The sequence below is a fragment of the Arthrobacter sp. Dra40 genome, from assembly GCF_059091905.1.
In genome coordinates, this window is record NZ_JBNHHB010000087.1 from 1 (window position 1) to 20,275 (window position 20,275).

At 65.1% G+C, this 20,275-nt stretch carries 20 protein-coding genes; 10 read left to right on the forward strand and 10 right to left on the reverse strand.

Annotation, left to right across the window (positions count from 1 at the left end; all coding sequences use genetic code 11):
- The coding region (locus tag AC5RWT_RS23310) for a LacI family DNA-binding transcriptional regulator (RefSeq protein ID WP_494082233.1) at positions 1-971 on the reverse strand (971 nt) is incomplete at its 3' end.
- A gap of 109 nt (positions 972-1,080) precedes the next feature.
- On the opposite strand from AC5RWT_RS23310, the gene AC5RWT_RS23315 reads away from it, so the two are divergent.
- From AC5RWT_RS23315 to AC5RWT_RS23330, 4 genes are read left to right on the forward strand one after another with little or no spacing between them, the layout of a single operon-like run.
- Positions 1,081-1,983 carry an ABC transporter substrate-binding protein gene (locus tag AC5RWT_RS23315; RefSeq protein WP_494082234.1) on the forward strand — a complete coding sequence of 301 codons (903 nt, stop codon included), beginning with the start codon at positions 1,081-1,083 and terminating at the stop codon, positions 1,981-1,983.
- 44 nt (positions 1,984-2,027) lie between these two features.
- Complete coding sequence (locus AC5RWT_RS23320; RefSeq protein ID WP_494082235.1) at positions 2,028-3,098, forward strand: amino acid ABC transporter permease; 1,071 nt, start codon at positions 2,028-2,030, stop codon at positions 3,096-3,098.
- 2 nt (positions 3,099-3,100) lie between these two features.
- Positions 3,101-3,844, forward strand: coding sequence for an amino acid ABC transporter ATP-binding protein (locus AC5RWT_RS23325; protein WP_494082236.1), 744 nt, complete (start codon positions 3,101-3,103; stop codon positions 3,842-3,844).
- Between the two features lies 1 nt (position 3,845).
- A complete protein-coding gene (locus tag AC5RWT_RS23330) occupies positions 3,846-4,601 on the forward strand; it encodes a type 1 glutamine amidotransferase (protein ID WP_494082237.1) in 756 nt (251 codons plus the stop codon).
- Here AC5RWT_RS23330 and AC5RWT_RS23335 read toward each other — a convergent pair.
- Positions 4,549-5,262, reverse strand: a complete 714-nt coding sequence (locus AC5RWT_RS23335) for a TetR/AcrR family transcriptional regulator (RefSeq protein ID WP_494082238.1) — start codon at positions 5,260-5,262, stop codon at positions 4,549-4,551. The genes AC5RWT_RS23330 and AC5RWT_RS23335 overlap by 53 nt on opposite strands.
- A gap of 97 nt (positions 5,263-5,359) precedes the next feature.
- Here AC5RWT_RS23335 and AC5RWT_RS23340 point away from each other — a divergent pair, with 97 nt between their 5' ends.
- Complete coding sequence (locus AC5RWT_RS23340) at positions 5,360-6,406, forward strand: agmatine deiminase family protein (RefSeq protein WP_494082239.1); 1,047 nt, start codon at positions 5,360-5,362, stop codon at positions 6,404-6,406.
- Positions 6,403-8,121 carry an amidase gene (locus AC5RWT_RS23345; protein WP_494082240.1) on the forward strand — a complete coding sequence of 573 codons (1,719 nt, stop codon included), beginning with the start codon at positions 6,403-6,405 and terminating at the stop codon, positions 8,119-8,121. The genes AC5RWT_RS23340 and AC5RWT_RS23345 overlap by 4 nt, the downstream gene beginning before the upstream one ends.
- Positions 8,122-8,143: 22 nt before the next feature.
- On the opposite strand, the gene AC5RWT_RS23350 is transcribed toward AC5RWT_RS23345, so the two are convergent.
- The 7 genes from AC5RWT_RS23350 to AC5RWT_RS23380 form a co-directional block, all read right to left on the reverse strand.
- The gene (locus tag AC5RWT_RS23350) at positions 8,144-8,920 is read right to left on the reverse strand and encodes a VOC family protein (RefSeq protein ID WP_493969610.1); all 777 of its coding nucleotides are present in this window, start codon (positions 8,918-8,920) and stop codon (positions 8,144-8,146) included.
- 85 nt (positions 8,921-9,005) lie between these two features.
- Positions 9,006-9,596: a TMEM175 family protein gene (locus AC5RWT_RS23355; RefSeq protein WP_494082241.1), complete on the reverse strand. Its 591-nt coding sequence runs from the start codon at positions 9,594-9,596 to the stop codon at positions 9,006-9,008.
- A gap of 80 nt (positions 9,597-9,676) precedes the next feature.
- A complete protein-coding gene (locus tag AC5RWT_RS23360) occupies positions 9,677-10,951 on the reverse strand; it encodes an ABC transporter substrate-binding protein (protein WP_494082242.1) in 1,275 nt (424 codons plus the stop codon).
- Between the two features lie 75 nt (positions 10,952-11,026).
- Positions 11,027-12,055: a branched-chain amino acid ABC transporter permease gene (locus AC5RWT_RS23365; protein WP_494082243.1), complete on the reverse strand. Its 1,029-nt coding sequence runs from the start codon at positions 12,053-12,055 to the stop codon at positions 11,027-11,029.
- Positions 12,052-12,936, reverse strand: coding sequence for a branched-chain amino acid ABC transporter permease (locus AC5RWT_RS23370; protein WP_494082244.1), 885 nt, complete (start codon positions 12,934-12,936; stop codon positions 12,052-12,054). Before AC5RWT_RS23370 ends, AC5RWT_RS23365 begins: the two co-directional genes overlap by 4 nt.
- Positions 12,937-12,939: 3 nt before the next feature.
- Complete coding sequence (locus AC5RWT_RS23375) at positions 12,940-13,650, reverse strand: ABC transporter ATP-binding protein (RefSeq protein ID WP_494082245.1); 711 nt, start codon at positions 13,648-13,650, stop codon at positions 12,940-12,942.
- Positions 13,651-14,421, reverse strand: a complete 771-nt coding sequence (locus tag AC5RWT_RS23380) for an ABC transporter ATP-binding protein (protein ID WP_494082246.1) — start codon at positions 14,419-14,421, stop codon at positions 13,651-13,653.
- A gap of 226 nt (positions 14,422-14,647) precedes the next feature.
- On the opposite strand from AC5RWT_RS23380, the gene AC5RWT_RS23385 reads away from it, so the two are divergent.
- Both AC5RWT_RS23385 and AC5RWT_RS23390 read left to right on the forward strand, forming a co-directional pair.
- A complete protein-coding gene (locus tag AC5RWT_RS23385) occupies positions 14,648-16,315 on the forward strand; it encodes a CocE/NonD family hydrolase (RefSeq protein ID WP_494082247.1) in 1,668 nt (555 codons plus the stop codon).
- Between the two features lie 32 nt (positions 16,316-16,347).
- Positions 16,348-17,700: an aminomethyl transferase family protein gene (locus AC5RWT_RS23390; RefSeq protein WP_494082248.1), complete on the forward strand. Its 1,353-nt coding sequence runs from the start codon at positions 16,348-16,350 to the stop codon at positions 17,698-17,700.
- Between the two features lie 108 nt (positions 17,701-17,808).
- Here the strand turns inward: AC5RWT_RS23390 and purU are convergent, their stop codons facing one another.
- On the reverse strand, positions 17,809-18,705 hold the full coding sequence (gene purU, locus AC5RWT_RS23395; protein ID WP_494082249.1) for a formyltetrahydrofolate deformylase: 897 nt from the start codon (positions 18,703-18,705) through the stop codon (positions 17,809-17,811).
- Positions 18,706-18,951: 246 nt separating this feature from the next.
- Here purU and AC5RWT_RS23400 point away from each other — a divergent pair, with 246 nt between their 5' ends.
- Positions 18,952-19,686, forward strand: a complete 735-nt coding sequence (locus AC5RWT_RS23400; protein WP_494082250.1) for a PIG-L deacetylase family protein — start codon at positions 18,952-18,954, stop codon at positions 19,684-19,686.
- On the forward strand, positions 19,683-20,275 hold a 593-nt coding region (locus AC5RWT_RS23405; protein WP_494082251.1), incomplete at its 3' end, for a 4-carboxy-4-hydroxy-2-oxoadipate aldolase/oxaloacetate decarboxylase. The genes AC5RWT_RS23400 and AC5RWT_RS23405, both read left to right, overlap by 4 nt.

Here is a 20,275-nt window from a genome sequence, read left to right on the forward strand (position 1 = left end):
AAATTGACGAGCAGGCGGACGGCACTTCGGCCGGGCCCCTCAGGGTCTGCAGACTCCATATAGTTGATCCGCGGGTCGTGAATGGTTTGCTCCGAGGTGGCGGCGGAGGAGACCACTACGTCCTCGGGGATTCCCACCCCCAGCACCGCGGCCGCTGCGATGATGGCACCGGAGTAACTTTCGTTGAGGCAATAGACCGCATCCGGCCGGTTGGTGGACAGTAGCCGCTGGGCGGTCTGCCCGGCGTCGCCATTAGGTCCAAGAGCCGTGATTTGCGCCTGGATTTTATTCAACTGGCACCATGAGGAAAACGCCGCTTCTGTTTCCGCCGTGTAGCGGTCAATGATCGATCCGGTGAAGAGTGCCATGTGGGTGGGCGGACGCCCGGCCACGGTCTGACTTTGTCGGGCCGTGAGATCGAGGATGTCATGCACAGAACGCCGCACGTTGCCCAGGACCGCCATCTGCAGGTCGCCCCCGTGTCCCGTGACGAAGCCACCGTCGGCAACCAGCGGAATGCCCCGTTCGGCGCAGAAGGCGAATATGGGGTCGTTGTCCAGGGGGTCGACCACGATCACCCCGTCTACGAGCGGAAATGAATCGGCGAGATCGTCTGCCTTCGGTGAGGCTGCAACCACGGAGTAGCCGTGATCCATTGCCTCGATGGCAGCGTCAGAAATGATGCCGCGGTAATAGGGCAGGTACGTGTAACGCCAGACCGGGGAGTTCCGGTAGCTCACGAGGACACCTAAGACCCGGGTCTGTCCCATGCGCAGGGCTCGTCCGGACGGGTTCGGCTGGTAGCCGAGGCTTTTGCCGGTGGCCAAAACCTTCGCACGCGTTGTCGGCGCCACCTCGCCCTTCTTGTTGTAGACGTTCGATACCGTCGCTGTCGACACCCCAGCGGCGGCAGCAACGTCCTTGATGCGAACGCGCGGTGCCGCAGCGCCACTGCCCGGCAGGTCCTTCATATGACGGAATCTCTCTCAGGTGTGATGTGGTTCACTTTCCATGCATCTGCACCTACAATTCTAAGCGATTGCCTAAATCGATTTAGGCTCCCGCCGAAAGGACCTTAATATGCGACTCTCTCAAATGGTGGCCACGTCCGGCGCTGCGGCTTTGGTGTTTGGCATGGCGGCGTGCGGAAGCTCCGCAGGGGGCGGCGGTGCTGATTCCGAGGACGCTGCTGCCGACGGGAATGCGGCTTCCTACGGCGAATGCGCCGTGTCGGGCCCGGCAGGCACGCACGAGCTGGACCTCATCAAGGAGGGGACCATCACGGTCAAAGCGGACCTCCCGTCGCCAGGCTGGTACAACGGCGACACCGTCGAGAGCATCGCAAGCGGCTTTGATTACTGCTTGCTGGCCAACATTGCGCATCGGGCTGGCGTCGAGAACATCGTCCTGCAGAACACTTCATTTGACGGTCTCGTGGCAGGCAAGGCGGGCGACTTTGATATGACGCTGAACCAGATCACGATCACCGACGAACGCAAGCAGGTCATGGAATTTTCCGAACCATATTTCCAGTCCACAGCCGGCGTGCTGGTTAAGAAGGACTCAGCCGTCAACGAGCAGAACCTTGCCGACTCCCGTATCGGAGTCAAGCAGGGAACGGTGGGACAAATGCTGGTGGCGGATGTGATCAGGCCCAAGACTGAGGTGGCGGTCTTCCCCGGAGACCCCGAACAGCAGGCTGCAGTCGCAGCAGGCAGGATCGATGCGGGGATTCAGGACCTCAGTATCGTGCTGGGCGCAGCAGCGAATTCAGGTGGCGCGTTGAAAGTGGCTGGCCAAATCCCGACAGACGAATCCTACGGAGTGATGATGCCCAAGGGGTCAACCAACGTCGACACTGTCAACAAGATCCTTGCTGAGCTTCGTTCGGACGGCACCCTCGATAAGTTGGGCTCTACCTATCTTGCCGACGCATACGGAGTCGACCCGGCCACGATCCCCATCTGGGACGACGTCAAATGACGGGTGTTTTCCCGCCCATGACTTCCTCGCCCCGGACAGGGGGCGTGAAAGAGGCCAAGTCTGCCGACGCAACAAGCACGGTTTTGCTGGCGGCGACCGTCATCTTCTTCCTGGCCCTCGTCCTGACCGCTTACACGGCGGCGCTCTTGAATGCCGCTGCCGCAGAAGGGCTTTGGACCCTTATCCTGACCGGCGTCGGGGCCGTGCTCGTGGCGTTGGCCCTCGCGACAGGAATCCCGCTCGTGCGGGGGCACCGTTTCGCGAGGGCCGGTTCGGCTGCGCTGGGGGCCGGCAACCTGGTGGAGGGACGGCGTTTACGATTCCGTGGAGCCAACTGCGGTTGGATCACGCTCGGTTCGTCGATGCCGGTCAGCATCATCAGCGTTTTCGTGTTGTTCCTTCTGGCGAACGATCATGCTGTCCAGTCCACATTCTTCGACATCTCCTTTATGGCGCAGAGCCTGGGCGATGTGGCCAAGGCTTTTACCAACAACATCATCATTGCCGTGACGGCTGAACTCTTCGTGCTGATTTTCGGTCTGGTCATTGCCATCGCAAGGATGGCGCCCGGGCAGGCCGGCAGGCCCATCCGCTGGCTCGCGATGATGTACGTCGACGTGTTCCGTGCCATCCCGTCGATCATCGTGATCTACCTCATTGGGTTCGGGCTGCCGCTGGCCAATGTGCCGTTGCTCAGCGATATGAGTCCCATGTGGGCGGCGATTTTTGCGCTGACCTTGACGTATAGCGCCTATGTGGCTGAAGTCTACCGAGCTGGCATTTCGAGCATCCATTGGTCACAGGTTTCGGCGGCCCGGTCGCTCGGGCTCAGCTACGGTAAGACCCTGCGATTCGTCGTCGTCCCGCAAGCGTTCCGGCGCGTATCGCCGCCGCTGCTCAACGATTTCATCGGGCTGCAGAAAGATACCGCGCTCGTCACGATCATCGGGACGGTGGACGCATTCACACAAGCCAAAACCTACGCCAGCAATTACTTCAACCTGTCCTCGGTCACAGTGGTCGCGATTCTGTTCATCCTGATCACCATTCCGCAGACCCGGTTTGTTGACCGGCTGTTGGAGCGGGACGAGAAAAAACAGAGGCTGCAAGGATAATCATGCCCTTTCTTGAAATGAACAATGTGGTCAAGGCGTATGGAAACAACGTTGTCTTGCGCGGCGTGGACCTGCACATCGACAAGCACGAGGTTGTTTGCCTCATCGGAGCCTCAGGTTGCGGGAAGTCGACCCTGCTCCGCTGCGTCAACGCGTTGGAAACAATCCAAGGCGGGGAAATCCACTTGGACAATGACGTTGTGTCCGGCGAAGGTATCGACGTCAATGCCTTGCGGCGCAGAGTGGGCATCGTCTTCCAAAGCTTTAATTTGTTCCCCCACATGACGGCTCTGGACAATGTGACTCTCGCCCCGATCCGGGTGTTGGGAGTGGCGAAAGCGGAAGCAGAAAACCAAGCACATGAACTGCTCACGCGGGTGGGCTTGGACCATAAGGCCATGGCCTTTCCCGATCAGCTCTCGGGTGGCCAGCAGCAGCGCGTGGCCATTGTGCGTGCGCTGGCCATGAACCCGGACGTACTGCTGCTCGACGAGATCACCTCCGCCCTTGATCCGGAACTTGTTGCCGAGGTGCTGAACATCGTCCGGGATCTGGCCAACGAGGGACTGACCATCCTCATGGCGACCCACGAAATGTCATTCGCCAGGGAAGTGTCAAGCCGGGTGGCATTTCTTCATGAGGGACAGGTCTTGGAGGTTGGGCCGCCCGAGCAGATTTTCGGCAACCCAGCGGAGCCCCGCACGCAGGAATTTTTGAAGAAGATCATCGCAGCAGGGAGGCTTTGAGATGGCGGATGCCTTCGCAGGCGGCAACCTCAAAGTCCTCATTGTCGAGCACGAACGCAGCGCCGATGCAGCGCTTGTCGGAGAACGACTGGCCCGAGCAGGGGTGGAAACGACTGTGGTGGGGCCGGAGACTGCGAATTCAGTGCCGACTTCGAGTGCGGGTTGGGACGGGATCGTCGTCCTCGGCGGTACCCCCGGACCGGTCGACGACGAGACCGCACCGTGGCTGCCCGGAGTCCGTGCCCTTGTTAAGGACGCATTGGTACGGCAGGTTCCGCTCCTCGGGATATGCCTCGGTGCTCAGTTGCTCGCACATGTGGCCGGCGGACGTGTCGACAAGATCGCAGCCGGACCGGAAGTCGGGCTTGTTGACATGCAACTGACTCCTGACGGTGCTGCAGATCCGCTGCTCCACAGCCTCGAAGGGCCACTGCAAGCCCTCCAGTGGCACTGGCTTGAAGTGACCTTGCTGCCTGCGGGGTCGGTCTCCCTGTGCTCGAGCGACCGATGTCGCAATCAGGCTTTCCGGGTGGGTCCGAACGCCTGGGGACTCCAATTCCATTTGGAAGCAGTGGCACGGACCGCTAACCAGTGGAGCCTCGAGAGCGGGGACATCCTGGCCGACATGGGAATAGACCCGGAATCGGAGATTATCGAGCCATTCGAGGAGGCCGAACCAGTGCTCCGCGAGCGCTGGTCGCTGGTTACCGACCGGTGGATCGACGTGGTTCGCGACCATGCGCACGTTGACGCGTAATCAGACTGTCCCCGGAGCACGTGTCGGCGACGGGCGGCGCGTGCTGCAGCAGCGAAGACGGGGCCGCTCCGACCATCACTTCCACGGCACGGGCGAGGTGGGTGTGCCGGTCGCTGACGCCGTTCCACCGCACCAGAGCCTGGGCATTCAACCCGTCGATCATGCCCAGAACCTGCCAGGCCACGGCTTCCGCGTCCGGCGTTGTGAACTCCCCGGCGGCAAGGCCCGCTTCAAGCAGGGCCCGGATCACCGCCTGCCACGCATCCATCTGTGTGCGCACGCTGCTTGCGAGCGCCTCGTTGCGGCGGCCCAGGGACCACGCTTCCACCCACACCGCCGTCACATCAAGCCGGCGGTCGTCCAAGAGTGTGTGGAGCAGCAGGCCAAGGCCCTGTCGCGGGGTGGGCCTTTCTGCCACCATGGCCGACACCTCATCGATTTCCGCGGCCACGATGGCGGAGAAGACACCGGCCACCAGGACATCGATGGCGGGGTGGTAATGCGCCACCAGGCCCGGCGCTACCCCGGCTCTGCCTGCCACGTTGCGCAGGGTAATCGCGGATAGGCCCTGCTCGAGTCCAATGGCCCGGGCCGCGTCGGCGATTTCCGCGGCCCGTTCGGCGGGTGCCTTGCGCGGGGTGCGTTTCGGTGTGCTTGACATCACAGAACAGTCTAAAGTAACTTCTCTGCATTATTGATCATGCGATCAACAAGTTGGTCGGGACGGCCTTCCCGTTCCCCGTGAGACGGAGATTCCTGTGGCTTGGAAAATGCCGGCGGAAACCGATCCGCACGAGCGGACCTGGATGGCGTTCCCCCGGGGCGGCCTGACGCTGGGTGCGGATGCGGCGTCGGCGGAGGAAGCGTACGGCGCCTGGGCCGCAGTGGCGCATGCCGTTGCGGAGTTCGAACCCGTGGTCATGGTGGTCGACCCGACGGAACGCAAGCACGCCCGAAGCATGCTGGGCCGCGGAATTGAACAGCTCGAGGCGCCGCTGGATGAGTTTTGGATGCGGGACATCGGCCCGACCTTCGTGGTCGACGACGAGCGGCCGGAGGTGCTCGGAGCGGTGGACTGGACCTTCAATGGCTGGGGTGCGCCGGCCTGGGCCGAGTGGGAGAAGAGCCGTGACATCGCGGGCTTTGTGGCCGCGCAGGCCCAGGCCGAACCCGTCACCTCCTTGCTGGTGAACGAAGGCGGTGCCATCCACGTTGACGGTGAGGGAACGGTGCTGGTGACCGAAACCGTACAGCTCGATCCCGGACGGAATCCGTACGCCGACAAGGGACGGGTGGAAGCGGAACTGGCCCGCACCCTGGGCGCCACGCATACCGTGTGGGTACCGCGGGGACTGACCCGCGACTATGAGGACCTGGGCACGCGAGGGCATATCGACATGGTGGCCACCCTGCCCTCGCCCGGACGGATCCTGCTGCATTGGCAAAACAATCCGGCACACCCCGACTTCGACGTCAGCCGGTCCCTGCGGTCGTTCTTCGAGACCCAGGTTGACGCGGCAGGAAAGCCATTCGAGATCATTGAGTTGCCCGCCCCCGAGACGTTGAAGGACGACGACGGATTCGTCGACTGGAGCTACGTCAACCACCTGGTGGTCAACGGTGGCGTGATTGCCTGCGGCTACGGGGAGGAACGCGCCGATGCGCTGGCGGCCGAAATCCTTGCCGAAGCCTATCCAGGCCGGCGCGTGGTCACGGTGGACGCGCGGCCGATACTGGCCCGCGGCGGCGGAATCCACTGCATCACCCAACAGCAGCCCAAGCTCGGCGCGAAGGCGGCAGAATGACACGGTTCGACGTGGTGGAAACCCCGATCGGGCAGCTGCGCGAGGCGCTGCAGACGGGGCAGGCGACCAGCGAGGAACTCACGCAGGCCTACCTGGAACGCATCGCCGCCTATGACCAGGGCGGCATCCGGCTGAACGCCGTCGTCGTCATGAATCACGAAGCGCTCGCGGACGCCCGCGCTTCCGATCAACGGCGTTCCCGCGGAGAAACCCGCGGCCCGCTGGACGGTATTCCCTACACGGCGAAGGACAGCTATCTGGCCAAAGGCCTTACCGCGGCCGCAGGTTCGCCCGCCTTCGAACACCTGGTGGCCCAGCGCGACGCGTTCGCCATCGAGAGGCTGCGCGCGGCAGGGGCCGTGCTCATCGGACTTACCAATATGCCGCCGATGGCCAACGGAGGCATGCAGCGAGGTCTCTATGGACGTGCCGAAAGCCCCTACAACCCCGACTTCCTGACGGCCGCCTTCGGATCCGGTTCATCCAACGGCTCCGGAACCGCGGCGGCGGCAAGTTTCGCCGCCTTCGGCCTGGCCGAGGAGACCTGGTCCAGCGGCAGGGCGCCCGCATCGAACAACGCGTTGTGCGCCTACACCCCGTCGCGCGGAATCATCTCCGTGCGCGGCAACTGGCCGCTGGTCCCCACCATGGACGTGGTGGTGCCGCACACCCGGACCATGGCCGACCTGCTGGAAGTGCTGGACGTGATCGTGGCGGACGACCCCGAAACGCGCGGCGACTTCTGGCGCCGACAGCCCTGGGTGCCCATCCCTTCCGCCTCTTCGGTCCGGCCCGACTCCTATCCGGCCCTGGCGCCCCGCGGACTGCAGCAGGCACGGGCCGCCCTGCAGGGAAAACGCTTCGGCGTGCCCCGCATGTACATCAACGCCGACCCCGCTGCCGGCACCAGCGAACATCCCGGCATCGGCGGTCCCACCGGGCAGCGGATCGAGACCAGGGCTTCCATCATCGAGCTATGGGAAGCAGCCCGCCGGGACCTTGAGGCCGCGGGGGCCGAGGTGGTTCCCGTGGACTTCCCGGTCGTCTCCAACTACGAAGGCGACCGGCCCGGCGCCGCGAAAATCGGCACCCGAGGCCTGGTCAGCCAGGAGTTCCTGCGGCGGGAGATCGTGGATCTGTCCGCGTGGGCATGGGAGGACTTCCTCGCGACCAACGGGGACCCGGCGCTTCAGACCCTGGCCGGCGTCGATGGGGCGGATATCTTTCCGCATCCGCCCGGGGCCCTGCCGGACCCCTACGACGATTTCGACGACATCGCGGCCTATCCGGCGCACGTGCGGGAACACGGCGTTGCCTCCTTCACCGACATCCCCCATCTCGCAGAGGGACTGTCGGGACTCGAGGAAACCCGTCGGGTGGACCTGGAAGCCTGGCTGGACCATCACGCGCTCAACGCCGTCGTCTTTCCTGCGGTGGCCGATATCGGCGCCGCGGACATGGACGTCAACCAGGCTTCGGCAGACCTTGGCTGGCGCAACGGCGTATGGGTGGCTAACGGGAATCTGGTCCCGCGCCACCTGGGCATTCCGACCGTCACCGTGCCCATGGGCACGACGGCGGACATCGGCATGCCCGTCGGACTCACCTTCGCGGGGCGGGCCTACGACGACAACGCCCTGCTGGCCCTGGCAGCCGCCTTCGAGGCTACCGGTGCCCGCCGCACCGAGCCGCCGCGGACTCCCCGGCTGGGCTGAGGGGCAGTACCACGCGACAGGGCTACTGTTGCGGCAGCTCCTGAACGACGAGGAACATGGCGCCGGTGGGATCGGTCAGGGTGGCGACGCGTCCGAAGGGTGTGTCTTCGGCGGGCTGGACCACGCTGCCGCCGAGGGCGGTGGCTGTATCGACGGCTGCGTCGGTGTTCTCGACGGTGAAGTAGACCCGCCAATGGGCGGGGACCCCTTCGGGCAGCCAGAGGCCGGCGTCCATGATGCCGGCTGTCGCCGTATCGCCGGAGCCGAGGGTGGTGTAACGGAACTCGTCGGAATCGCTCATGACTTCGGTATCCCAGCCGAACACGTCCTGGTAGAACTTCACGGTAGCGGGGTAGTCGCGGGTGAAAAGCTCATGCCAGGCAGGGGAGCCCGGCTCGGCGGCCACTTGATAGCCGGTATGCCCTGCAAATTCCCACAGTCCGACGGCGGCTCCTCCGGCGTCGGCGATCATGGCCATCTTGCCCTGTTCCGGAACCTCCATCGGCTCCACGTACACCTGGCCGCCGTGGGACGCGGCCGCACGGGTTGCGGCATCGATGTCCTCCACCCTCAGGTAGGTGCTCCAGACGTCCGGATTCCCGGAGTCCTGGCTCTGCATGATGCCGGCGACGCTGCGGCCGTCCTTATAGGCCATGGCGTAGCCGCCGTACTTCTCTTCGTCGCCGATTTCATAGGTCCAGCCGAAGAGTTCGGTGTAGAACTGCCTGGCTTTCTCCGGGTTGGAGGTCATCAGGTCCACCCAGCAGGGCTCGCCGGGGTGGATGGTGGGCTTGGGCATGGATGGCTCCTGTTCAGAGGGCGGGTGGTGGAGACAAGCGCGAGCCTACTCGGGGCCGGCGGCGGCGGCAATGGTCCTTTCTGCGTCAGTCCTGGTTGTCCTGCCGGGCCAGGAAGCGCTCCACCCGGCGGTCCGGAACCAGCCACAGCGCAGCGACTACCGTGTAGGCGGCGATGCTGAGCAAGGGGTGCAGCAGGGCCGCGGCGATGCCGAGGATGTAGATGACCGGGGAGATCTTTGCCTTCCAGTCCCGGCCCAGCGCCTGCGCCAGCGCGCCGTCGCTACCCTGCTGGCGGACCAGGCAGTTTTCAAGGATGTAATAGGCCACGGCGGCCAGGAGCAGATTCGCCCCGTAAACCAGAACCGGAACGGTGACGAAGCCGGTGTCATCCACCCACCGGGTGGAGAAAGGAAACAGGGACAACCAGAAGAGCAGGTGCAGGTTCGCCCAGAGGACGGCGCCGTTGATCTTCCCGACCAGGTGAAGCATGTGGTGATGGTTGTTCCAGTAAATCCCCACGTAGACAAAGCTCAGGAGGTAGCTGAAAAAGCCAGGAGCCTGTTCGAAAAGGGCATGCCACGTCGGTTCTTCGGGTACGTGGAGCTCCAGCACCATGATGGTGATGATGATCGCCAGCACCCCGTCGCTGAAGGCTTCGAGCCGGCTTTTGTTCATGACGGAACGTCCAAGCACGGAATCATCGTCTCGCCATCCGCCAGGGGTAGGTGCCTTCGGCCGGCGCAAGGGGGATGCCGTTAAGGCTTGTAGGACTCCGCGGGCACATAGCCCTTGTCCGTGTGCTCCTGGACCTGGACCTTGGAGATCGGGGCCATTTTGGTGGTCGTGTCGACGCTCAGTCCGTCCAGCAGCAACGGCGGCTCGAAGCCCTTGATATTGCGCACCGAGTCCATCAGCGCCTGGTGGGTCGGCGCCGACATGTTCTTGAACGCCTCCTCCAAGGTGGCCGCGGTGGCATAGCCCCAGAGGCAATGCGGGATGATCTGGTCGGCGGTGTCCGGGGCGTACTTTTCCATGTCGGACAGGAACTGCTTCACTTCCGCATCGTCGGTCTGTGAGGGTTGCTTCGTGAAACCGGAACTGTACACGTGGGGGAAGGCGCCGGCGTTGCCCGGCTTCAGCACGTCCCGCTCATTTGCGGAGACGGAGGCCAGGAAGATGGACGGGGTCCAGCCCAGGTCCTGGGCCCGGATCATCGAGGATGCCGTCAGCGCCGGCACCGTGTTGGCCGAGAAGAATACGTCGGCTTTGCTGTCGGCGAGCTGGGCAATCTGCGCATCCACTGTCGGATCGCCCGGCTCGAACGTGGCCTGCTGGACAATCTCCACCTTGGAGCCCTTGATGGCGTCCTCGAGTCCGGCGATGTACTCGTTGCCGGCGTCGTCGTTCTGTTTGAGCACGGCCACTTTCACGGCCTGGCCGGAATCCACCAGGAACTTGCCGAACGAGTTGCCCTCGGCGTAGTAGGTGGGCATCCAGCCGATGGTCCAGGGGTTGGCCTGCGGATCCTCGCTGAACGCCGAGTCGCCGGAGGCCACGAAGACCTGCGGGAATTTCTCCTCGGTGGCCACCGGCATCACGGCCAGGTTGGTCCGGGTGCCCAAGCCGTTAACCTCGGCGAACGCCCCTTCGGCGATCATTTGCCGGAAGTTGGCTACGGCCTTCCCCGGGTCGTAGGCATCGTCATAAGCCTTGATCTCCACCTTGCGGGTCTTGCCGTCACCGAATTTGACGCCGCCGTCCGCATTGGCGGCGCCGAAGTACGCCTCCATGCCCGCCACTTCGCAGCTGCCCGGCGCCCCGGCCACGCCGCTGAGCGAGGTGGTGCTGCCGAGCAGGATACTGGTGTCGGTGATGCCCTGGGCTGCTGCCCCTCCGCCGCCGCTGGCACCGCCGCTGCCCTCCGGCGAGCTGCCGCCGTCGCCCCTGCCGCATCCGCCCAGTGAAAGCGCAAGGGCCGCCGCGACGGCCACGGCACCCGTGGCGCCGCGTCCGATATGCCGTGTTCGCATTGTGTTCTCCTTAGCCTTGTGTGCCGAGCTTGTGCCGAAGCTTGTGTCGATCCGGGCTGATTCTTCCCAGCCGGGTCACAGTCTGGTGGTTGACGGGGTGGGGACTTCAGGGCCGGTTTCGGCAATCCGCCCGGCCTCCGGTTCGGAGCGTTTGCGGCCCAGCCGTCGCAGGAGCCGCGGCAGGGTCACCAGCCCACCAGGCGCGAGGAACAGGATCAGCAGCAGGACGGCGCCATAAACGATGGGAGTATGCGAGGCGTCGATCTGCCCGGCCAGAACCGGAATGAACACGAAGAACAGTCCACCGAGCAGGGAACCAAGGATGCTGGCCGATCCGCCGATGATCATGGCCGCCAGCATGTTGATGGAAACCACGAAGCTGAGCGTGGCCGGGGACATGTACTGCACGGCGGCCAGATAGAGGAAGCCGGCAACGCCGCCGTAGAGGGAGGCGATGGTGAACGCGAGGACCTTGTAGCGGTAGTTCGAGATGCCCATCGCGGTGGCCACCGCCTCGTTCTCGCGGACGATGGCAAGGGCGCGGCCGATCCTGCCGCGGGTCAGGTTGGCTGCCAGCAGGAAAAGCACTGCGGCAATGCCGAGCACCATATAGTAGCGCCACTGGTCGTCGGCCAGCCCGGTCCAGTCCGGCGCCTTCATCCACTGCACTGTGACGCCCACGGAGCCGCCGGTCAGATTGTCCAGCCGCTTGGCCAGCCGGTCGGCGATGATCGGCAGCGAAATGGTGACCATGGCCAGCGACACCCCGCGCAGCCGGACCGCGGGCAGGGCGACCAGGAAGCCGACGCCGGCGGGGATCAGGGCGGCCAGCACGAAGGTCAGCAACACCGGCCAGCCCTCGGTCACCCCATACGCGCTGACATAGGCGCCCAGCCCCACGAACGCGCTCTGGCCCAGCGAGATCTGGCCCGCATAGCCGGTCACAATGTTGAGCCCCAGGATTGCGACGGCGAAAGCTGCCACCACGGTCAGCTGGTAGTTGACGTACGGAATGAGCTGCAGCGGTGCCAGGACCGCCACCACCAGAACGACGACGGTGGCTGTGATCCGGAACCAGCGCGACTGGAACACGCTGTGCCTCATACCCGCACCACCTCTTTCTGTCCGAAGAGGCCTTGGGGCCGGACCAGCAGCACGATGAACATGGCGATCAGCGGTACGGCGATCTTCAGGTCATCGCCGATGAAGCCGATGTAGGCGCCGGCCAGGTTCTCCACCACGCCGATCAGGCCGGCGGCCACCACGGCGCCCAGCGGGCTGTTCAAGCCGCCAAGGATCGCAGCGGCCAGGGCGTAGACCAGGACCTGGTCCAGCATGTGCGGGGACAAGAAGACCTTGGGCGCAATCAACACGCCCGCGATGGCTCCCAGCACTACGGCCAGTGCCCAGCCCACCATGAGCAGCCGGCCCACCGGGATGCCGGACAAAGCGCTGGACTCCGGGTTGTCCGCCACCGCCCGCAGCGCCAGGCCCAGCTTCGTTTTCTTGAACAGCAGCTGCAGCGCCAGCACCACCAGCAGCAGCACGATGATGTTGCCCAGCGACTGGAAACTGACGAAGGCGCCTCCGATGCGGAAGGTACCGAGCGGGAAAAGCGAGGGGAACTGCTGGGAGTTGTAGCCCCAGAACAGGCCGGCCAGTCCGGTGAACAGCACCAGCAGGGCCACCGTCACGATGATGGCGGTATCGGGCAAACCGCGCTCGAAACGTCGCATGATCAGGCGTTCGACGCCGGCGCCCAGCGGCGCGGACATGAGGATGGCGAGCGGAATGGCGGCCGCCGGGGGCATGCCTGCCTGCCACAGTGTCCAGGCCAGGAAAGTGGAGAAGACCGCCATGGCGCCCTGGGCAAAATTGATCAGCCCGGTGGCCCGGTTCACCAGCACGATAGCCAGGGCCAGGGCGGCGTAGATGGCGCCGTTGCCCAGGCCGTCAATGATGAGCTGCAGGAACAAGGAATCCACGGCTCACCCTCCCAGATACGCTTTGCGGATGGCGTCCATGCCCATGAGCTCTTCGCGCGGTCCGGACAGCACGGTGCGCCCGGTTTCCAGCACGGTGGCTTCGTCCACGATGGAAAAGGCCAGGGCGGCGTTCTGCTCCACCACCACCATGGACAAGCCGGTTTCCGTGCGCAGTTTGGCGATGGCTTCGTAGACCTGGCTCGCAGTGCCGGGCGCCAGCCCCAGGGACGGTTCGTCCAGCAGCACCAGCTTGGGGCTCGCCATGAAGGCGCGGCCGATCGCGAGCATCTGCTGCTCACCGCCGGACAGCGCGGCGGCGGGAGTCTTGCTCCGCGCTGCCAGTTGCGGGAACAGATCGAAGTAGTGGTCCCGGTCCGCGGAGACACCTCGCTGGTCCTTGCGCCGGTACGCACCTACCTGCAGGTTGTCCCGCACGCTGAGGTTGGCCAGGGTGCCGCGGTCCTGGGGCACGTGCGCAATGCCCAGCCGCGCCACCTGGTCCGCCCGCATCCCGGTAATCCGGCGGCCGTCGAAGGTGATGTCACCGGTGGTCCTGACCATGCCGCTGATGGCGCGCAACGTGGTGGTCTTGCCGGCGCCGTTGGCCCCGAGAATGCCGGTGGCACCGCCGTCGGCCACGCTGAGGTTGATGCCGTGCAGCGCCACGGCCCGGCCGTATGAGGCGTGCACGTTGGAAAGTTCGAGGATGCCCATTTACGCCGCCCCCGGTCCCAGGTAGGCCTCGATCACGCGCGGGTCCTGCCGGACTTCCGCCGCCGTGCCTTCCGCCAGCAGCCGCCCTTGGTTGAGCACGGCCAAGCGGTCCGTCACGGCGGATATCAGTCCCATGTGATGTTCGACGACGACGATGGTCAGTTCGAAATCGGAGCGCAGGTTCCTGATCCAGCCGATCAGGTCCTCGACTTCGGTGTGCGAAAGCCCGGCGGCCGGTTCGTCGAGCAGCAGCAGTTTGGGCTGGCTGAGCAGCGCCCGGCACAACTCCACGCGCTTGCGGAAGCCGTGCGCCAGCTCGCCCGCGGGCAGGTGGGTGGCCCAGGCCAGATCCAGGCGTTCAAGCACTTCCAGGGCCTGCTGCCGGAGCGCCCGCTCGCCGCGAACGGCATGCGGCAGCCGGAGCGCCCAGGACAGTGCGCCGCCCGACAACCTGGAGTGGCCGCCGAGGAGCACATTCTCCAGCACCCCTTCATCCAGCTGCAGCGCCGGATGCTGGAAGGTGCGCGCCAGCCCGCTCCGGGCCAACGTTGACGGCGCCCGGGACAGGACCTCCTCGCCGTCGATGCGGATGGATCCCGACGACGGCTTGTAGTGCCCGCTGACGCAGTTAAACAGGGACGTTTTGCCCGCCCCGTTGGGACCAATTAACCCGAAGACGGTGGACGGTTCCACCTCGAAGGACACGGAATCCAGGACTGTGATGCCGCCAAAGTGCAGAGAAACATCTTCGACGGCCAGCCTGGCAGTCACGGATGCACACTCTCTGCGGTACCCCACATGTCGTTCCAACGCTTCCTGGAGGCTGGAGAACTGCTCGATCCGGCGCCCACCGCCGGTCTTGTGCTGACAGGAATGTTGACATTGAAGCTAACGATGTGATCTATCTCATGTCAAGGTGGTTATGGGAACGTTATGGCCGCCGCGGGGCGCCGGCGCCCGGACCGGGTTCCGGGGCCGTACCGGAAAGGCGGACAACATGTCTGGTTCCATCCCGTATCTGTTCAGGAGGCCGCTGCATGCCCCGGAAGAGCGTGGCGGCCTGCCGCCGCAGCCCCGGACCGAGCATCTGCCGGGCATGATCATCGACCGGGACGTCGCGGTGCCAGTGCGCTCCGGGGCGGTGATCCGCGCGGACGTCTACCGGCCGGATAACTCCGGTCCCGCTGCGCCGCTAATCAGCTGGTCGCCGTACGGCAAGCACATTGCCGAGCAGCTCGGCGTGGTCCGACCCGCCAGCGGTGTGCAGGCCGGCTACACCGGCAGCCTGACGACCTTCGAAGCGCCCGATCCGGAGTATTGGGTGCCGCACGGCTACGCCGTTGTTATCGCGGACATCCCGGGCACCTGGTATTCGGAAGGCGAGGCAACCTACTGCTCGCCGGAAGAAGCCAGGGACTTCCATGACCTGATCGAATGGGCCGGCGGGCAGGACTGGAGCAACGGCAAGGTCGGACTGTCCGGCGTCTCCTACCTCACCGTGTCCCAGTGGCGGGTAGCCGAGTTGAACCCTCCCCACCTGGCCGCGATCAACCCGTGGGAAGGCTGGACCGACACCTACCGGGAAGTGGCCCGGCACGGCGGCATCCCGGAAACGTGGTTTTGGCCCTACATCCGGGAACGCTGGGGCTACGGAACGGGCCCCATAGAAGACCTGGAAGCCGAAACGGCTGCCCATCCGTTCTATGACAGCTTCTGGGAGTCCAAGAGCGCCGACCTGGAGAAGGTCACCGTGCCTGCGTTCGTCGTCGCGAGCTGGTCGGACCAGGGGCTGCACACGCGGGGGACGCTGGAGGGCTTCCGCCGGATCGCCTCGGAGCAGAAGTGGCTTCACGTCCACGGCCGGAAGAAGTGGGCCGAGTACTACCGCCCGGAGATGGTGGAGCGGCAGCGGATGTTCTTTGACCACTTCCTGCATGGTCGGGAATCCGGTCTGGCGGACTGGCCCACGGTGCAGCTGGAGGTGCGGGACCGCTTCTATCAAGGACACCTGCAGGACGCCGCTGAGTGGCCGCCGGCACACACCGAGTACCGCACGCTGTACCTCGACGCCGCTGCCGGCTCACTGGCCCTCGAGCCGCCGGCACAAGAAGGCATCGCCGGTTACGATTCTCTGGCCAGCGGGCTGCGGCCGCACCGGGCGGAATTCCGCCAGGTCTTCCGCGAAGCAACCATGCTGGTGGGCCATGCCAATGCCGTGCTGTACGTGTCCGCTCCGGACGCCGAGGACATGGATGTCTTCGTCGCGATGTTCAAACAGGACCGGGACGGCAACGTGGTCGGCTTCCCCTACTACGCAATTTTCGACGACGGACCCGTCGCGGTGGGCTGGCAGAGGGCCTCCCGCCGGGAACTGGATCCAGGCCGCTCCACGGAGTACCTGCCGGTGCTGGCGCACCAGCGGGACCTGCCGTTGCCTCCGGGCGAACCGGCCCGGCTGGACATCGAGATCCTGCCCTCCGGTACCCGCTTCGAGGCCGGCGACTCCCTGGTGCTGGTGGTCCAGGGGTCCGACATCATGCGCTACCCCAAACCCGAGCTGTACGCCCGCCACGAAAACTCCGTCAACCGCGGCGAACACCGGATCCACACCGGCGGGGAGGCTGCTTCGCACCTGGTGATCCCGGTATTTCCCGCAACGCCCTGACCCCTGGCCAACACCACCGAATGGAGAGCGTCATGCCTGCCGAAAGCCTGGAAAACGCCATCCAGCGCACCGGAAACGCAGTGGAACTGCTGCGCAATCTGCCCGCGCTGCCCATCGTCTTTCCGATCCAGCCGGAGTTCACCAACTGGCGGTCGGAACAGCGCGCCTGGGAGGAATCGGTTGCCTTGCTGGACCAGTCGCACCACATGACCGACCTGTACATCAACGGCCCCGACGCCCTGAAGCTGCTCAGTGACCTGGGCGTCAACAAGTTCGCCAATTTCACGCCGAACACAGCTAAACAGTTCGTGGCGGTCAACGAGGACGGTTACCTGATCGGCGACGCGATCCTTGCCTACCTGGCCGAGGGCAGCTTCAACCTGGTGGGCCACCACATGGTGCTGGACTGGGTGCAGTTCCATCTGGAAAAGGGCGGCTACGACGCCACCACCGAGCGCGATGCCAACTCCTTGATCCGCCACGGCACCCCCAAGATCTACCGCTATGAACTGCAGGGGCCGCACGCGGTTCCGTTGGTGGAAAAGCTCATCGGTACTCCGGTTCCCGAGGTGAAGTTCTTCCACATGACCGAGTTCACCATCGCGGGCTGCCGGGTCCGGGCGATCCGCCACGGCATCGCCGGCCAGGCCGGGTTCGAGATCTTCGGACCGTGGGAGGAGGGCGGACGCGTCCACCAGGCCCTCCTCGAGGCCGGTGAAGAGTTCGGGCTGCGCCAAGTGGGCGCCAAGGCCTATTCCACCTCGCCGCTCGGGTCCGGATGGGTGCCGACCCCGGTGCCGGCCATCTTCAGCGGGGACCAGCTTGCCGACTATCGGAAGTGGCTGCCGCTCGCGGCGGCCGGATCGCTCGGCGGAAGCTTCGCCTCGCCGTCGATCGAGGACTACTACGTGACGCCGTGGGACCTGAACTACGGGCGCGTGGTCTCGTTCGACCATGACTTCATCGGGCGCACCGCCCTGCACCAGATGCGGGAGAACCCGGGCCGCGAGAAGGTGACCTTGGTCTGGAACAGCGACGACGTGGCCCAGGTGTTCAAGTCGCTGGGCGAGGACGGGCTGCCGGCCAAGTACTTTGACCTGCCCAAGGCCCGCTACGCGTTCTACCAAGTGGACCAGGTGCTGGCAGGCGGAGAGACGGCCGGCCTGTCCTTCGACTGCGGCTATGTGGCCAACGAGCAGGCCTTCCTCTCACTGGCCACCCTCGATAAGCAGCACAGCGCACCGGGCACCGAGGTGACAGTCCTGTGGGGCGAAGAGCCCAATACCCGAAAGCCCCAGGTGGAGCCGCACCGCCAGGTGGAGATCCGGGCAACGGTCGCCCCCGTGCCCTACTCCGACTTCGCCCGGAAGACATACCGCTCCTGACACTCCCAAGCCAGCGCGCAACGCCGGTGCGCGGCCTGCGTCGGGCTGCGGAACCCGGCGCGCGGGACCGCGGCGCCGGCGGGACGGGTCGCGTTTCCGGCAGCACAGCTAGAACACGATGGTGCTGTTGCCTTCGCGCAGCACCCGGTCCTCGCAATGGGCCATCACGGCACGGGAGAGGACACTGCGTTCCACGTCCGCACCCAGCCTGGCGAGGTCCTCGGCCGTATCGCGGTGCGATACCCGGATGGCGTCCTGGTCGATGATGGGCCCCTCGTCGAGATCCTCGGTGACGTAGTGCGCGGTGGCGCCGATCAGCTTAACGCCGCGTTCTTTGGCCTTCCGGTACGGCGCCGCTCCGATGAAGGCGGGGAGGAACGAGTGGTGGATGTTGATGACCGGCACCCCCACTTCCTTCAAGAAATTGGACGAGATGATCTGCATGTACCGGGCCAGGACCACCAGATCGACGTTTCCCTGCAACAGTTCGAGATGGCGCCTTTCCGCCTCCGCCTTGTTGTCCTTGTCCACCGGCACATGGAAGTACGGGATCCCGAACTGGCGCACATCCGCACTGAGGTCGGGGTGGTTGGAAACGACCATGGCGATGTTCACCGGGAGCTCGCCCCGCCGTTGGCGCCACAGCAGATCCAGGACGCAGTGGTCGGATTTAGACACGAAAATGGCCACGCGCTTTTGACGTTTGGCTTCCACCACGCGCCATGTCAGGTCGGGATTGCCGGACAGCTGCTCGTGAAGAGAATGTTCCAGTTCCTCCACACGGGCAGCGAGATGAGGCAAATGGAAAACCGTGCGTTGGAAGAACTGTCCGCCTGCGGGGTTCGTCGAGTATTGATCGAGCGAGACGATGTTCGCACCGGACTCGGTCAGGAGGGTGGAAATGCTGGCCACGATGCCGGGCCGGTCGGTGCCTTGGACGATTAGCCGCCCTTGGTCCTCTATCGATGGCATGCCTGGCGCCGCGTTCTCGGGAGAGCTAGTCATGTGCGCCGCCTTCTCGGAAGAGCTAGTCATTGCGCCGCCTCCATTCGCCGGCCCCAAAGTCACGCGACAAATTTGTTGACAATAAATCTAGCAGGGCCGGGCTGGAAGGGCGCGGCCGGGAGGGCTTCTGCCGGGGGAGGGAAGCCACCCTGTCGCTACCAGTCGGAGAAGTGGAACCAGAATTGTTGACGATTCTGGTTCCCGGTGGTTGACTTCCCCTAGAACACCCACAATCAAGGAGGACTTTTGAGCGACAACGAGCCGGCCCTGCTGGTGATCAGCGCCCATGCAGGCGATTTTGTGTGGCGGGCGGGAGGGGCCATTGCCGCGGCGGCACAGCGCGGCGAGCGCGCCGTCGTCGTGTGCCTGTCCTACGGCGAACGCGGGGAGTCCGCGAAGGCCTGGCGCGAGGGCAAGGGCCTGGAGGAGATCAAGGCGATCCGCCGGCAGGAGGCGGAGGGCGCTGCCGCAGCGCTGGGGGCCGAGATCCGGTTCCTGGATGCCGGGGACTATCCGTTGATGGCTACCCGGGACCTGGTGGATGAGTTGGTGACGATTTACCGTGAGGTCAAGCCCACGGTGGTGCTGACCCATCCGCTGGCCGACCCGTACAACGGGGACCACCCGGCCGCGGCGCGGATGGCGCTGGACGCCCGGGTGCTGGCGCAGGCCATCGGCTATGACGCTCCGGGCGACCCGCTGGGCGCGCCGCCGGTCTTTTTCTTTGAACCGCACCAGCCCGAACAAAGCGACTTCAAGCCCAACGTGCTGCTGGACATCACCGATGCATTCCCGGCCAAGCGCAAGGCGATGGAGTGCCTGGCAGCCCAGCAGCACATGTGGGACTACTACACGGACCTGGCCACCCGCCGCGGTGTCCAGGTTAAGCGCAACGCCGGGCCCAACCTCGGCTTCACCACCGACACCAAGGGCGAGGCCTACATGCGCTACTACCCCCAAGTGACCGACACGCTGGCATGAAAAACGTCATTGTCACCAACCCGCCCCGCGCCGAACAGGACGACGTCGATGCGCTCGCCGGCTTTGGCGTGGCCACCGTCCATGAAGCCATCGGACGCACCGGCCTGACCGGCCCGCAGTTCCGGCCCATCCAGTCCGGCACCCGAGTGGCCGGCACTGCCGTCACCGTGCTCTGCTGGCCCGGCGACAACCTGATGATCCACGCCGCGATTGAACAGTGCCGCCCGGGCGACATCCTGGTGGTCACCACCACCTCCGAATGCACGGACGGGATGTTCGGCGAATTGTTCGCCACCGCACTGGAGTACCGCGGCGTCCGCGGCGTCGTCACCAGCACCGGCGTACGCGACGTGGCCGATCTGCAGAACATGGGTTTTCCCGCCTGGTCGGCGGCCGTTTACGCCCAGGGCACGGTGAAGGCCACCGCCGGGGCGGTCAATGTTCCCATCACCCTGGGCAGGGTCACGGTCCGGCCCGGTGACGTGATCGTCGCCGACGACGACGGCGTGGTCTGCGTGCCGCGGCTGGACGCGCCGGCCGCCGTGGAGGCTTCCCGGGCGCGGATCGCGAAAGAAGAGAAGACCCGGTC

What these genes read in the sequence shown, in the direction of transcription:
- AC5RWT_RS23355 (WP_494082241.1), bottom strand. Translation starts at nt 9,596, where the DNA reads ATGAACAAAAGCCGGCTCGAAGCCTTCAGCGACGGGGTGCTGGCGATC.
- AC5RWT_RS23390 (WP_494082248.1), top strand. Translation starts at nt 16,348, where the DNA reads ATGCCTGCCGAAAGCCTGGAAAACGCCATCCAGCGCACCGGAAACGCA.
- AC5RWT_RS23365 (WP_494082243.1), bottom strand. Translation starts at nt 12,055, where the DNA reads ATGAGGCACAGCGTGTTCCAGTCGCGCTGGTTCCGGATCACAGCCACC.
- AC5RWT_RS23360 (WP_494082242.1), bottom strand. Translation starts at nt 10,951, where the DNA reads ATGCGAACACGGCATATCGGACGCGGCGCCACGGGTGCCGTGGCCGTC.
- AC5RWT_RS23345 (WP_494082240.1), top strand. Translation starts at nt 6,403, where the DNA reads ATGACACGGTTCGACGTGGTGGAAACCCCGATCGGGCAGCTGCGCGAG.
- AC5RWT_RS23375 (WP_494082245.1), bottom strand. Translation starts at nt 13,650, where the DNA reads ATGGGCATCCTCGAACTTTCCAACGTGCACGCCTCATACGGCCGGGCC.
- AC5RWT_RS23335 (WP_494082238.1), bottom strand. Translation starts at nt 5,262, where the DNA reads ATGTCAAGCACACCGAAACGCACCCCGCGCAAGGCACCCGCCGAACGG.
- AC5RWT_RS23385 (WP_494082247.1), top strand. Translation starts at nt 14,648, where the DNA reads ATGTCTGGTTCCATCCCGTATCTGTTCAGGAGGCCGCTGCATGCCCCG.
- AC5RWT_RS23315 (WP_494082234.1), top strand. Translation starts at nt 1,081, where the DNA reads ATGCGACTCTCTCAAATGGTGGCCACGTCCGGCGCTGCGGCTTTGGTG.
- purU (WP_494082249.1), bottom strand. Translation starts at nt 18,705, where the DNA reads ATGACTAGCTCTCCCGAGAACGCGGCGCCAGGCATGCCATCGATAGAG.
- AC5RWT_RS23330 (WP_494082237.1), top strand. Translation starts at nt 3,846, where the DNA reads ATGGCGGATGCCTTCGCAGGCGGCAACCTCAAAGTCCTCATTGTCGAG.
- AC5RWT_RS23350 (WP_493969610.1), bottom strand. Translation starts at nt 8,920, where the DNA reads ATGCCCAAGCCCACCATCCACCCCGGCGAGCCCTGCTGGGTGGACCTG.
- AC5RWT_RS23325 (WP_494082236.1), top strand. Translation starts at nt 3,101, where the DNA reads ATGCCCTTTCTTGAAATGAACAATGTGGTCAAGGCGTATGGAAACAAC.